At 35.3% G+C, this 13,415-nt stretch carries 15 protein-coding genes; 8 read left to right on the top strand and 7 right to left on the bottom strand.

The window, feature by feature from the left end; translation table 11 throughout:
- The first annotated feature begins 4 nt into the window (after positions 1 to 4).
- The 3 genes from ABWU55_RS06745 to ABWU55_RS06735 all read left to right on the top strand — a co-directional run bounded on the left by ABWU55_RS06745 (position 5) and on the right by ABWU55_RS06735 (position 3,894).
- Positions 5 to 601: a murein hydrolase activator EnvC family protein gene (locus ABWU55_RS06745; protein WP_006279879.1), complete on the top strand. Its 597-nt coding sequence runs from the start codon at positions 5 to 7 to the stop codon at positions 599 to 601.
- Between the two features lie 12 nt (positions 602 to 613).
- Entirely contained in the window at positions 614 to 3,130 is a 2,517-nt protein-coding gene (leuS, locus tag ABWU55_RS06740; RefSeq protein ID WP_353286279.1) for a leucine--tRNA ligase, read from the top strand.
- 128 nt (positions 3,131 to 3,258) lie between these two features.
- The gene (locus ABWU55_RS06735; RefSeq protein ID WP_353286278.1) at positions 3,259 to 3,894 is read left to right on the top strand and encodes a hypothetical protein; all 636 of its coding nucleotides are present in this window, start codon (positions 3,259 to 3,261) and stop codon (positions 3,892 to 3,894) included.
- 472 nt (positions 3,895 to 4,366) lie between these two features.
- On the opposite strand, the gene ABWU55_RS06730 is transcribed toward ABWU55_RS06735, so the two are convergent.
- From ABWU55_RS06730 to ABWU55_RS06715, 4 genes are all read right to left on the bottom strand, one after another.
- Positions 4,367 to 4,531 carry an IS3 family transposase gene (locus ABWU55_RS06730; RefSeq protein ID WP_010082072.1) on the bottom strand — a complete coding sequence of 55 codons (165 nt, stop codon included), beginning with the start codon at positions 4,529 to 4,531 and terminating at the stop codon, positions 4,367 to 4,369.
- Complete coding sequence (locus tag ABWU55_RS06725; RefSeq protein ID WP_010082071.1) at positions 4,524 to 4,685, bottom strand: DDE-type integrase/transposase/recombinase; 162 nt, start codon at positions 4,683 to 4,685, stop codon at positions 4,524 to 4,526. The genes ABWU55_RS06730 and ABWU55_RS06725 overlap by 8 nt, the downstream gene beginning before the upstream one ends.
- A gap of 3 nt (positions 4,686 to 4,688) precedes the next feature.
- A complete protein-coding gene (locus ABWU55_RS06720) occupies positions 4,689 to 4,985 on the bottom strand; it encodes an IS3 family transposase (RefSeq protein WP_231115910.1) in 297 nt (98 codons plus the stop codon).
- A 169-nt stretch (positions 4,986 to 5,154) separates the two neighbouring features.
- Complete coding sequence (locus ABWU55_RS06715) at positions 5,155 to 5,418, bottom strand: transposase (RefSeq protein WP_236515149.1); 264 nt, start codon at positions 5,416 to 5,418, stop codon at positions 5,155 to 5,157.
- A 136-nt stretch (positions 5,419 to 5,554) separates the two neighbouring features.
- On the opposite strand from ABWU55_RS06715, the gene ABWU55_RS06710 reads away from it, so the two are divergent.
- Positions 5,555 to 6,262 carry a pyridoxine 5'-phosphate synthase gene (locus tag ABWU55_RS06710; RefSeq protein ID WP_006279877.1) on the top strand — a complete coding sequence of 236 codons (708 nt, stop codon included), beginning with the start codon at positions 5,555 to 5,557 and terminating at the stop codon, positions 6,260 to 6,262.
- Here ABWU55_RS06710 and ABWU55_RS06705 read toward each other — a convergent pair.
- From ABWU55_RS06705 to rplM, 3 genes are all read right to left on the bottom strand, one after another.
- Entirely contained in the window at positions 6,255 to 6,566 is a 312-nt protein-coding gene (locus ABWU55_RS06705; protein WP_010082594.1) for an HU family DNA-binding protein, read from the bottom strand. The genes ABWU55_RS06710 and ABWU55_RS06705 overlap by 8 nt on opposite strands.
- Before the next feature lie 146 nt (positions 6,567 to 6,712).
- Positions 6,713 to 7,168, bottom strand: coding sequence for a 30S ribosomal protein S9 (rpsI, locus tag ABWU55_RS06700; protein ID WP_006279875.1), 456 nt, complete (start codon positions 7,166 to 7,168; stop codon positions 6,713 to 6,715).
- Between the two features lie 10 nt (positions 7,169 to 7,178).
- Positions 7,179 to 7,637: a 50S ribosomal protein L13 gene (rplM, locus tag ABWU55_RS06695; RefSeq protein WP_010082596.1), complete on the bottom strand. Its 459-nt coding sequence runs from the start codon at positions 7,635 to 7,637 to the stop codon at positions 7,179 to 7,181.
- A gap of 129 nt (positions 7,638 to 7,766) precedes the next feature.
- Here rplM and ABWU55_RS06690 point away from each other — a divergent pair, with 129 nt between their 5' ends.
- The 4 genes from ABWU55_RS06690 (at position 7,767) to ABWU55_RS06675 (ending at position 13,313) form a co-directional block, all read left to right on the top strand.
- On the top strand, positions 7,767 to 8,990 hold the full coding sequence (locus ABWU55_RS06690; protein WP_010082597.1) for a TolC family protein: 1,224 nt from the start codon (positions 7,767 to 7,769) through the stop codon (positions 8,988 to 8,990).
- A 19-nt stretch (positions 8,991 to 9,009) separates the two neighbouring features.
- Positions 9,010 to 9,585, top strand: a complete 576-nt coding sequence (locus ABWU55_RS06685; protein ID WP_010082598.1) for a PopZ family protein — start codon at positions 9,010 to 9,012, stop codon at positions 9,583 to 9,585.
- A gap of 76 nt (positions 9,586 to 9,661) precedes the next feature.
- Positions 9,662 to 10,240, top strand: coding sequence for an RlmE family RNA methyltransferase (locus ABWU55_RS06680; RefSeq protein ID WP_353286277.1), 579 nt, complete (start codon positions 9,662 to 9,664; stop codon positions 10,238 to 10,240).
- 868 nt (positions 10,241 to 11,108) lie between these two features.
- Positions 11,109 to 13,313, top strand: a complete 2,205-nt coding sequence (locus ABWU55_RS06675) for an ankyrin repeat domain-containing protein (protein WP_353286276.1) — start codon at positions 11,109 to 11,111, stop codon at positions 13,311 to 13,313.
- The last annotated feature ends 102 nt before the right edge of the window (positions 13,314 to 13,415 follow it).

Genomic DNA, 13,415 nt, shown 5'->3' with positions numbered 1-13,415 from the left:
TAAAATGTGGCATATAGCCTCATTTCTTATGTTATTAGCAATATTAATAGGCTGTGGCCTGCAAAAACCTGCACCTGTGCTGCTTAAAGGCGAAGAATTTTACGGAAAAAGAGATCTGGAATATACAAGAGAGTACCATTTAATTAGGGAGCCTTCAGTGCAAAAAGAAAGTAGAAAAGCCATCATAAATAGGATATACAAAGATAACAATAATACACAAAATGTGGGGGTAAATTGTAAATTTGTAATGCCAGTTAAAGGTTCAGCTACCTCTTCTGATGAAATGTGTAAGGATGGCATAAAAATTGCTGCTCAAAATGGAACGAACGTAGTTTCCTCTGCACCAGGCAAAGTGATATATGTAGGCAAAGGGCTGAGATGGTATGGGAATTTAATTATAGTGGAACACAAAGATAATTACATGACTGTGTACTCCTATTTAAAAAACATACATGTTGAAATTGGCGATAAAGTAAAGCAAGGTCAAGTAATTGGATCTGCAGGTAAATCAAGCACACAAGATAAAGATCCACAGATGTGTTTCACAATACGACATAATGGCCAAGCGGTTGATCCTTTGATGCATATGAACTGTAATTGAATTTGGATTTATATGAAATATGATTTTAAAAGTGTTGAAAAATTTTATCAAGATAAATGGGATTTTTCTGTAAGCAAGAGTGGTAAACAAGAAAAGTGTTACGTGTTGGAAATGTTTCCATATCCATCTGGTAAAATTCATATGGGACACTTACGTAACTATGCAATAGGGGATGTGATAGCACGTTACAAGAGAGCTAATGGATTTGAGGTTTTGCATCCAATTGGCTGGGATGCGTTTGGATTACCAGCTGAGAATGCAGCAAGGGATAACAATATTAGCCCCGAAACATGGACAAAAGAGAATATAGATAATATGCGTACACAGTTGAAATCTATAGGTCTTTCTTATAATTGGGAGCGTGAACTCTCCACATGTGAGCCTGATTATTACAAACACGAACAAAAATTTTTCCTGGATTTTTTAAAGCATGGGCTTGCCTATCGAAAAGAATCATGGGTTAACTGGGATCCAGTGGACCAAACAGTGCTTGCAAATGAACAGGTGGTTGATGGAAAAGGATGGCGATCAGGTGCAGTTGTTGAAAAACGTAAGTTGTTCCAATGGTTTTTAAAGATTACTGATTTCGCTGAAGATTTACTCAAGTGCCTGCAAAGTTTGAAAAATTGGCCAGAAAAAGTCAAAACAATGCAGGAGCGTTGGATAGGAAAATCTGAAGGAGCAACTATAGAGTTTGAAGTAGTTGGCCTGAATAAGAAATTAAAAGTTTTTACAACTTATCCTCATACTTTGTTTGGGGCTTCTTTTTGTGCAGTGGCAGCAGAGCATCCTATTGTGCAGGATTTAAAGAATGGTTCTTCTGTTGTCATCCCAGTGCTTGACACTGGGATCCAGGAAATAAAATCAAAAAGAGAGAACGATGAAAAAATAGGAGTTTACACCGGATTAAACGTCAAACATCCATTTCTTGATAAGGAATTGCCGCTTTACATAGCGAATTTTGTGTTGATGGAATATGGGGAAGGCGCGATTTTTGGTTGCCCTGCACATGATCAGCGTGACTTTGAATTTGCACAGAAATATAATTTGCCGATAATTCCCGTTATTTCTTCAGCCCACTTAGGTGTCATTCCAGCGCGTGACCAGAATTCTTACAATGGATCCCAGTGTCAAGCTACTCAGATGACAAAGGAGGCGTATACTGGAGACGGGACAATGTTTAACTCCGAATTCTTAAACGGATTAATGGTTAGTGAAGCAAAGGAAGCCATAGTTAAAAAATTTGAAGAAAAAAAAATAGGCAAAAAAACAATAAACTATCGTTTGCACGATTGGGGAGTTTCAAGGCAGCGTTATTGGGGATGCCCTATACCTATCATATATTGCAAAGATTGCGGAACTGTTCCAGTGCCAGAAAAAGACCTTCCTGTAGTTCTACCAATAGATGTAGAATTTACAAGTGGTGGCAATCCGCTGGATAAGCACCCAACTTGGAAATTTGTTGATTGTCCAAAGTGCGGAAAGCAAGCAGAGCGTGAAACTGATACATTCGACACCTTTTTTGAATCTTCCTGGTATTTTGCTGCATTCTGTAGTGAAGATAAATCAATAGACAAAGATGCATGTAATCGTTTTATGCCTGTTGATTATTATATAGGTGGGATAGAACATGCAATTCTGCATTTGCTTTATTCAAGATTTTTCTGCCGTGCTTTAACCAAATGTGGCTATTTTGATATTAAAGAGCCTTTCTCTACTTTAATCACTCAAGGAATGGTCTGCCATGCAACTTATAAAGACGAAAATGGTAAGTGGCTATTTCCCGCAGAAGCAAAAGAATTAATAGCGCGAGGTGCAAAAGTTCAAGTGGGCAAAGTTGAAAAAATGAGCAAATCGAAAAAGAATACAGTTGACCCAAACTTTATCATAGAAAAGTATGGTGCTGATACTGCTCGCTTGTTTGTGTTGTCCGACACTCCTCCGGAGAAAGATATGGAATGGTCCGATGATGGCGTGGAAGGTTGTTCTCGTTATGTAAATAAATTGTGGCGTATGGTCATGCAGCTAAGACCTGTAAATATACACTATGATAATGAAAATGTTATGGGTGGACTTCTAGAGTACAGAAAAAAAATTCATAAACTCTTACACGGACTTACAGATGACTTGGAAAACTGCAGATTAAACTGTGTAGTGGCAAAATTTCGTGAGATGACGAATTTAATAGCTGAAATAGACGTAAAAACTGGAAAATCTCTTATTGATGAAGGTATATGTATATTAATCAGAGTAATCGAACCATTCATACCACATCTAGCTGAAAGCCTATGGCAAGAAATAGGAGGTCAACCTTGGCCAAAAGCTGATGAATCATTATTAGTTGACGATACGGTAACTATAGCAGTGCAAATCAATGGAAAATTACGTACAACAATCAAGGTGGCAATTAACTTACCTCAAGAAGAATTGAAGAAAATAGCGATAGACTCTGTGTCCAGTAAGATCGATCAAAGCAAAGTTCGCACTGTATATGCTGTACTAAATAAGATAGTAAATATAGTTATATAAAAGACCTGAGTAGTACGTTTTATATAATCTGATTTTATGGCTATACTTTTTTTGACATGTAGTTATATCTTTTTTAATATAAAGGATATATACTTATGCATTATATATTTTTTTGTATGAGGAGTTATATGAAAATAAAGAGATTGTGCGTTTTGGCTGTGTTGCTTACTTCATCTCTAGCAGGTGCAGCTAGTAATAGTGCAAGTAAGTCAGAAGATAAGTACTATGCAGGTTTCAACTTTGGTGCTGGTTGGGGTGGTGGCTTTAAAATGAAACCTGGTGTTGTTCTTGGTTACCATTATGACCAAAACTCTAAATTTGAACTTGAGGTTCTCAGTAATATTAAGTCATTAAAGAGCATAGGAGCTAGCTTATTGGCAAACTACCGCTTCTATCCTGACCTTGATATTGATCCCGTTAAACTATATGTCAGCGGAGGTTTAGGAGGATATCTCCAAATAACACCTTTTGGCTTTGGTGTTAGTGATACAGTTGATGGTGATGGCAATAGTTCACAAGAAGAAAAAGAAAAGGAAGAAGAAACACAAGGTGCTCCAGAATCAGGTGGTGAAGCTGCTGGTTCATCTGTAGTAGATAAAATACTGAGTTCTATTTCCTATAAACTAAAGTTAGGTGTTGATTATGAAATTACTCCGCAGATAATTGGTGCAGTTGGTATGACCATGGGTGGGCAACTAAGTGGTATAAAAGCAAAACAAATACCAGATGCAACTCTAGAGATAGGGGTACGTTATAATTTTTAATGCTGCTACTTAGTTCATAAAGGTAGAGACGATGTTGAGGATGAAATAAACAGCATTAAAAAAAATCCGAAAACGTATTTTCGAATATGGTTTTGAACGCTAGCTATAGATTAGAAAAATAACAAGAAAAAGGGTAAACATACTGTAATTGCTGTTGAATGATGGAGTCCATTATTTTAGCACGAAGTAACGAATTCAGTAGAATAAGTTCTTCAAAAATAATTTAAACTTTTATTAGTAGGAGCAGTCTCATGGAATATTATAGCGATCTCACTAAAAGAAACTTTTATAAGTATTGTTGATGAGAAAGGAAAAATTGTTAAGGAAGAAGTTGTTGCAAGAGAAAGTAAGGCAATAGCTGAATTTTTTCTTGGTCAAGGCAAAAATGACCTTACCCAGAAAAAGTGGAGAGAAAGTGTGGAATGTTTTTTACAAAAAGAATGATGCATCAAATTGTTCTGGAATGCAATAGTTAATAGTGACGTTGTTTGTTATAAAAAATTTCTATGTATTCAAATATTGCAGTTCTAGTTTGTTGAGCAGAGTGTTGTGAAGTATCAATAAGTATTTCTCTTTTCAATGAGCTAAAGAAGCTTTCTGCAACAGAATTGTCGTAACAACAGCCTTTATTACTCATCTATATTCTTTACAGCTAAGAGATATTGATACCCTTGCGCAGTATATTGTGAACCTTGGTCACTGTGCAGCAGTAGATTTTTAACAGGTTTACGCCTATTAATGGCCATTAATAAAGAGTTCATAACCAATTGTTTATTTATTGCACTACTCATTAACTACCATACGTGAGAATTATTGCTGCCAAATATAGCCATCCCTCCTTGGTTTTGATGTAAGTAATCCCATACTTTATTTGGTTGATCAACAATAAAGTTTTGATCTAGTATATTGGGAGCTACAGCTCTATTATCTGTTTGTTGTTTTTTAATTTTAAACTTTCTTTTCAGTATAGCCCTGATGTCATTTTTCTGCATAATACTTTGCACCGTTTTCAAATTGCAACTTTTACCCAAAGCCTTCAATTCAGCATGAATTTTAGGAGCTCCATATCTACATTTAGAAACTTGATATATTTTTTGAATAGCTGCGAGTAGCTCTTTATTTGCTGATTCTCTACTGCTTATTTTTCTTGTGGTCCACTTATAGTAGCCACTAGCAGAAAATCCTACATAATTCCTGTACTTTATAGCAGTTACTATATAAAAAAATATTTTACTCTTTTTGACTGGCCAGGGCTTTTTTTTAAATGTCTCTTTCCCTTGTTACTTTTGCTAACTCTTTCTGTAAATCAAATCTCTCTTTGTCGTAAGGAGCCATGTTACCTCTACCTGGAAATGCATCTGCTGCCGACTTTTTTTCGTTGTGTTTCTTTATCCATTTTCCTAATAAACCACCCTTTATTCCTAAATCCTTTGCTGTTTTTGTAATTGTTTGACCTACCTTTCTTTGTTCATTTGCCAGCTTAACAGCTTCCAATTTGAACTCTGCCGTATATTCTCTTGCCATTTCTAATCCTCCAAAATTTTATTTTACCCAAAAAAACTCTTTTCTTTCTCTCCACTTTTTCTGGATAAGGTCAAACAATGACTATGCAAAAAACCTAATAACATGTATAATCTATAAATAATTTCTGAGGTAGATTGTGAAACTAGGTGTTAATATCGATCACGTTGCAACCCTCCGCAACGCACGTGGAACTTCTTATCCAGATCCATTGAAAGCAGCAGAAATAGCCATTGACGCTGGAGCAGACTTTATTACTGTACACTTACGAGAAGATAGAAGGCATATTAGAGATGAAGACGTATTTAACCTAAAAAAAAGCATTAGCACTGAGCTAAATCTTGAAATTGCAGCCACGGAAGAAATGCTTGAAATAGCAAAAAAGGTAAAACCCTATTCGATTAGTATAGTACCAGAAAAAAGAGAAGAATTAACAACCGAAGGTGGCCTGGATATCGTGAATATGCACAGTAAACTTTCTAGTATAATAGAGGAAATGCATAGCTCTAGCATAAAAGTCTCACTGTTTATCGATCCAAATATTGATCAACTAAAATATCTTGAAAAGCTAGGGACAAAACCTGACATAATAGAAATTCACACAGGGGATTACTGTGATAATCCATCAGAAAAAAAGTTACAGTTAATTACTAATGCTGCAGAGTACGTCAATAAATTAGGAATAGAATGCCACGCAGGACATGGCATAACTTATAAACACGCTAAGAAGATGACAAGAATACCTCACATCTCAGCTCTTAACATAGGCCACTATTTAATTAGCGAAGCTGTATTTTACGGCTTACACAGCGTAGTAAAAACAATGAAAATGACAATGTCTAACTAACTGCTGCTTTTTCCTTCTCATTTAAAATACTTAAAAGAGTTTGGCTTGCTTTAAATTTTACCCTTGTCTTTTTAGGAACAGTCATGATCTGACCACTTTGGGGGTTACGACATTGTTTTTCCTGACTGATAGCAGTAGAAAATGTTCCTATTCCATGCAAACGTATTTCACCTTTCCCATGCAGCTCATTCTTTATTATTTTAATAAACGCATCATGAATCTTGCTCAAATCAGATTTTGTTATATCTATATTCTGACTAGAACAATCTTCCTTTAATTGTTTTATTATATCTTCTTTACTCATAAATTACCTTAATATTGAAAAAATCACATAAATAGCATATTATGTTGACACCGATAGTCAACTAAATTCATCACAAAAATAGAGGATATCATACATTTTTGCAAATATTTGTATAATACTTACAAAAAAACACCCCTATAAAATAACTATCTCTTAGAAAATTGACACTTTTTCCGAGCTTTATGTTGACCATATTTCTTACGTTCAACAACACGTGAATCTCTAGTTAAGAACTCACCATTACGTAGTATAGAATGCAAATCTTGGCTTACACTACTTAAAGCTCTGCTTATTCCATGAGCTAGAGCACCTGCTTGACCAGATAGCCCTCCACCTTTTACAGTTGCAAATACATCGTATTTATCCAATGTGGAAGTTGCAACAAATGGCATTTTTACTATTTGGCACACTGACTCTCTTTTAAAATAAGAAATTAGATCGCCTTTTTTGTTAACACTAAATTTTCCACTCCCCGGCTTTATCCATACTCTTGCTACAGATTCTTTTCTTCGGCCTGTAGCATATAAACGACCAAGCGAATCAACTGCTGATTTAATTGTCTTTTCTGACCAATCATTGTTATTTATTGTAGAACTCTTCATTTTTACTCCATTACTTTTTATTTTTACGATTCAAAGAGGCAAAATCTATCTTTTCAGGTTGCTGTCCTTGATGCTTATGCTCTGAACCAGAATAAACATACAAATTTTCAAAGCGTCTACGTGCCATAGGCCCATCATCAAGCATCCTTTTCACTGCCATTTCTATTACACGCTCAGGAAATTTGCCATTTAAAATATTATCTGGAGTAGTTTTCTTCAAACCACCAGAATAACCTGTATGCTTATAGTAAATTTTATCTTTAAGCTTCTTTCCGGTGAAATGCACCTTTTCTGCGTTGATAATAATTACATTATCGCCACAATCCATATGAGGTGTATACTCAGGTTTATGCTTTCCACGTAATAGTGTCGCTACAAATGCTGCAAGCCTCCCTACCACTAATCCTTCTGCATCTATGACAAACCACTTTTTATTGATTTGTTTCTCCTTTAAGAAAAAAGTCTTCATTATTTAATCCAACAATAGTAAGCTATGATATACTTAATTTCTCAATAGTGTCAACAATATTAGTTATTGATTATTAAAGTAATTTATGTTAGTAATTGAGCTGCGCAACCAATATGCATAGGAATTAGAATGTTTCGATTGATTATCACACTTGCGATCATTTTTAATACTATAAGTTGCTATGCAACCGATGTGGGAGAAGTGATAAGCAAAGCCATCAAAAATAGCTCAAAAATAAAGTCTCAATTTTACCAATATAAAAGCGCAGAAAAACACTATAAATCTTCTGGGTTAGCTGGATTTTTACCTGACATTAATTTGCAATACAATTTCGATAGTAACTTTAATCTTGATACATCTGAAAAAAAACTTACATTGCGCCAGAAATTAATCGATGGCGGTGGTACCTTTGCCACATTCAGTCGATCAAGCCATCTTCTCAAAGCAGAAAAGATGCGATTTCAGCAATTAAAACAAGAGCTTGCACTTAATGCTGTGAAAGCATATGTTAATGTTTTACAAAAGACAGAAATATTAAAGCTCAGAGAACATAAAGAACGCGTTTCTTTGGAACATTTGTCAGCTATGAAAAAACGCTTTTCCCTTGGAGAGGTAACCAATGCTGAAGTTTTGTTAGCAAAAGCAAAATTTTCGTCTTCTATATCCGAAAGAGTTGATGCTGAAGGTAAATTAAAGTTGGTAAATATTGCTTATTATCATTTGATTGGCGAAGATGCTGATGACCTTTCTGAAGCTAATGATAAACTACCTTCTGTTCCAGAGCTAAATGAATGTTTACAGTTAGCAAAAACCAATAATTTATCTCTAAAAGCAGCAGTTTATCAAAAAAGAGCAGCCGGAATGGAAGTGATTGCTGAAAGCTCTAAGTGGCTTCCTTCTTTAAATCTAAGTGCAAGCAAAAATTTTGGGGAGGATGGTATGAAGGTAGACAAACTATTAGAAAATGTTCATGTAGTTTTTACTCTTGATGTTCCAATCTTTAAGAGAGGAGTTAATGCTTTTGGTGTCAGTAAAGCTAAAATGGATGCAAAAAAATCTACCTACGATTATTATGAAACGGTAAAAAATATAGAACAAGCAGTTGTAAATGCTTGGAATAATGTGTTGACAGCAAAGGCCATTATCAAAGCAAGTCAAGAAGCGGAAAAAGCAGCAGCTCTAGCATTGGAAGGAGTTGAGCAAGAAGTAAACTTAAATTTAAAGAGTACATCTGACCTTTTGGACACTGAAGATGCATTATTTAAAGCACGTTCAGACTTAGTTGAAGCAAAAAGCAATTATGTGATTAGTGTTTACAACTTGCTTTTTATGATAAATAGTATAAACCTCTAAATTTAATGGTATTAGCACTATGCATGATGAACAAGGTAATCAATCTGTAAAAGATATCCTAGAAGATATAAAAAAAGCTATATCGGGTAAAAACGCGAGTAACGATAAAGCAGAAATAAAGGATGAAAATGATGATGTGCTATACCTTGAGGAAGAGTATCCAGAAGAAATAGAAGAAGATGGCAAAAAAGAAAATAATGAAAAAGAGGACATTGATAATGATGACCAAAGTGAGGAAATGGCTTGCAACAATAACCAATTTAATGGCCATAGCTACAATTCAGAAGAAAAAAAAGATATTTATTTGTACGATAATATCCAAATGAGTAATAACAAAGCGAGTAATAGCGGCTTACAAGCGCAAAATAACGATCATCTAATTTTAAAAGAGAATATGGAAGAGATCAAAGCGTTGCTTGGAAAAATGCAAAACGAATTACAGCATAAACAACAAAAAAAAGCGAACCTTACTGTTGAAGAATTAGTTACATCTCTTTTAAAACCTCAGCTCTCAGAATGGCTGAATAAATATCTACATGCACTGGTAAAAGAAGTAGTTGAAAAAGAGCTTAAAGATATAATCAATAATAAGTAGGGTATTAGCAATAAAAACTAGAGTAAAGACGGCTAGAGGCAGAAAACTATCTTCAACAAGGTGGCTACATCGTCATTTGAATGATCAGTATGTGCAAAAAACTAGCAAGGATGGTTATAGGTCACGCTCAGCATATAAGCTGGTAGAAATGGATAACAAATTTAAATTATTCCAAGAAGGGCAAAAAATTATTGATCTTGGTGCTTCTCCTGGTGGATGGTCACAAGTTGCATCTCAGAAAGGTGCAAATGTGGTTGCTCTTGACATAAAAACAATGAACGCAATTAATGGAGTAGAGTTTATACAATGTGATATTATCAATGAGTTTGAAATTTTAAGAGAAAAATTCAAGGATCAAAAATTTGATGTAATTTTATCTGATATGGCGCCCGAATCTTGTGGTTTAAAATCGTTGGATCATATCAGAATTATGCTTTTATGTGAGGCAGCGCTCAATTTTGCAAAGCATTTCTTGAGCCATGGTGGCACGTTTGTAGTAAAAATTTTCCAAGGAGAATCTGATAAAGATTTTTGTAACGAGCTAAAAAAAATGTTTAAAACAGTAAAATACTTTAAACCAAAGTCAAGTAGATCTGAATCTACAGAAATGTATTTGGTAAGTTTAGGCTTTATTGGCAGCAGACTTTCTATATAATATTAATCCAGGTAGCCCACAGAAACGAAAAAACTTCCTTGACAAACTCCGCCAGCCCCCTTATCATGAAACTGAAGCTATTGTATTTGCTTTCGCCAATCTGCAGATTAAAAGGTAAGGATTACTTAATGTATCGGCGTCTTATGTTCAATTTTTTGCAGTATATAGATACTGTATGTCTTTACAAAACTTCATCTACATCTAGATTTTTATCTAAATAAGCTGAACGCGCTTATAAAGCGTTACAAGACATCAAAAAATGCCAATACTCGACAGAGATAGTAAAAGACTAGCTAACTCGGGGATTCTTTGTCTTTTTTTCTGCTTAGTAAATTTCTTAAACATTTGCAGCGTAGGTTAGTTGCAATTAAAAGCAGCTAAATCTTGCTTGTCAAGCGTTTAAAACATAAAAAACGCCAATATTTTAAAGCAGATAATAACCCCAGGGCTTCTTTTGCCTTTTTTTTTATTTGGTAAATTTCTTAAATATTTATAGCTAAACGACAATCGTCATCCCAGCGGGATCTGGAGATACCGCGGCGGTATGACGGTTCGTGGCGGCATGAAGATAAGCTCGTCATCCCGCTGCTTGTTAGCGGGATCTCTTGTTAGCGCCGCGGCGGTATGACGTAGGACTGCTGTCATTCTGCTACTTGTTAGCGGATGAGATACCGCGAATGAATCGCGGTATGACGGTTCGCGGTGGCATGATGTAGGACTGCTGTGACACCATTATAGAATGAACCAGTGTCAGCTACTTGCATAGAAAATGTTTATGACTAATTTTTAGATCAAACATGGAATTTCGACAAACTTAACTTTTTTGTGAGACTGTTCAGCAATAATAAATAAATTGAGAGGAAAGGTTATGGCAATAAAAAAGGAAAAGTTTTTTGAAATAATAAATGAGGTAAGCAAGAGTGAAGGTTTAAATGAGAATAATTTACTTGAAAGAATAGGAAGTGAGCTAAAAGATGCAGACTCAATAGTATATAGCACTTATAACAATTTGAAGATAGATAAGATGTTCAGTATATTAGATTCAGACAAAATTGTAAATTATATGTTGGTACATCTTGCTGTGGAATGTAACAGTGTACCAATAGTAAAACTCCTACTAGCAAAGGAAGCAAAAGTTAATGAACCAATATATGAACTTGATGAAGCTAAGTCTAAGCTAACTGCTTTGCACATTGCTGCTTTGCATGGTCATCAAGAGATAGTTCAGCTTTTATTGAATAATGACGCAAATCCTTTACTAAAAGATAGTCAAGGCCGAACTCCAAGGGATATTGTCGGCGATGTAGAAGGTAAAAAGGCTATAATAAAAATGTTAGAGGAAGGAGAACAACGTTATGCTGAGGCAAGAGCTGCGAGAAGACAAAATAGACAAGGCACTTTACCGCAGCCTAATAATAAAACTCCAGGAAATTTAGCTGTGAACGGAAATAACACAACTGCTGCAGTGCAAGCATGGAATGCAAGAGATCAGAAAAAGAACAACGGAACTACACTAAACAGCAGAGAAATCTATGTACAAGATGAGGATGAACAGACTTCTTCAAACTCAATCACTAATGAAAACAATATAAACAAAGTAGATGATACATTAGAAAGAGAACAGGCTATAAGAGAAAGAGATGCAATGTTGCAAAAGTTGCGAGAGGCAGAGCAACGACTTGCCAATAATCAGAAGCGCATAGAACAAGATTACTTGCACGATCAACATCTAGAGCAGTATACTATACATAATGGTGAACAGACCTTTTTAAATAAAAGTAGTAGTGACGACAGTGGAATATGTTTTGATGGAGATGGATCTGAAGCTTTAGGCCAATCTATATTAGAAAATGGAGAAGACATTGATGCACAAGATGAAAATGGATTGACTTTTTTACATCGTGCTGCTGCAAACAACAATGAAGAATCAGTGAAACGTTTGGTAAAATGTGGAGCAAAAATTGATGTACAGGATAAAGATGGATGGACCCCTTTACATTATGCTGCTGCATATGGTTGTGTAGAGATTGCAGAATATCTAGTAGTAAATGCAGCAAATGTTAATGCACAAGATAAAGCTGAGTATACTCCATTATGTTACGCTCTTGCAAATGACAAAAAAGAATCAGCCAACCTTTTGATGAAATATGGAGCAGATCGCTCATTGATAAAGGATGAAGGCCTAATAGATAGACTAAATGGTATGTATGGTCAGCTATCTGAGGCCGTACCTAGTACTTCTTCCCATTCCGAAACATACAATGCAACGGAAACTCCAGAAGAAGCAGAAAGGGTTAAAAAACGTAAAGTTAAGTCAAAAGAATTACGTGCTCAATTAAAGAATGAACAGAAAGAAAATGAATCACTAAAACAACAAATACAAGATCTAGAAAGTGAAAAAGCAACGCTTAATAGTGAATTAGAAAAAACAAAAACTAAAACAGACGAAGTACCATTAGAAAAAGCGCAAAAGGAACTAACAGAATTGAGAAATTGTGTCACTGAACATGAGACTAAATTGGAAGTACTGGAGAAACTCAATGAAGAGAATGAATCACTAGAACAAAAAATACAAGATCTAGAAAGTAAAAATACAACGCTTAATAGCGAATTAGAAGAAAACGAAAATAAGCATTCTAAAACAAAAGTGTTGTTAGAAAAAGCGCAAAAGGAACTAACAGAATCAAAAAGTTGTATAGCTAGACATGAGACTAAGTTGAAACAATTCAATAAAGAGAATGAATCACTAACACAAAAAATAAGAAGTCTGGAGAATGAAAACACACCACTTGAGGGTGAACTGGGCAAAACTAAAACAAATGAAGTGTCACTAGAAAAAGTAGGAAAAAGACAATTTTCCCCAAAAGTTGCCTACGCGAGCCTTGCAGCTATGTTAGCAGTAGGTGCTGCTCTTAGTATTGCTTCCGGATTGTCTGCTCTATTAATAGTTGCAGCTTCTGTGGTATCTGCACTGATAGCCGGTGGCATTACATACACAATATCAAAACCCATCGCTCCTGACACTGAATTGAAAGAAGTGAATATTCAAGGTTCAGCACAACGGTGTTTGTAAAACTTAGCACCTACATCTGTACGAACATTGCAGTTTGCAGATGCAAGTAGCTGACACTGGAATCTATAACTAACCCAATAAAGGTTTCCCAGCAGTCCTACG

Origin of the sequence: Wolbachia endosymbiont (group A) of Crataerina pallida (assembly GCF_964028475.1) — a bacterium.
GTDB lineage: Bacteria > Pseudomonadota > Alphaproteobacteria > Rickettsiales > Anaplasmataceae > Wolbachia > Wolbachia pipientis.
This window is presented reverse-complemented; position numbering and strand designations above follow the sequence as displayed.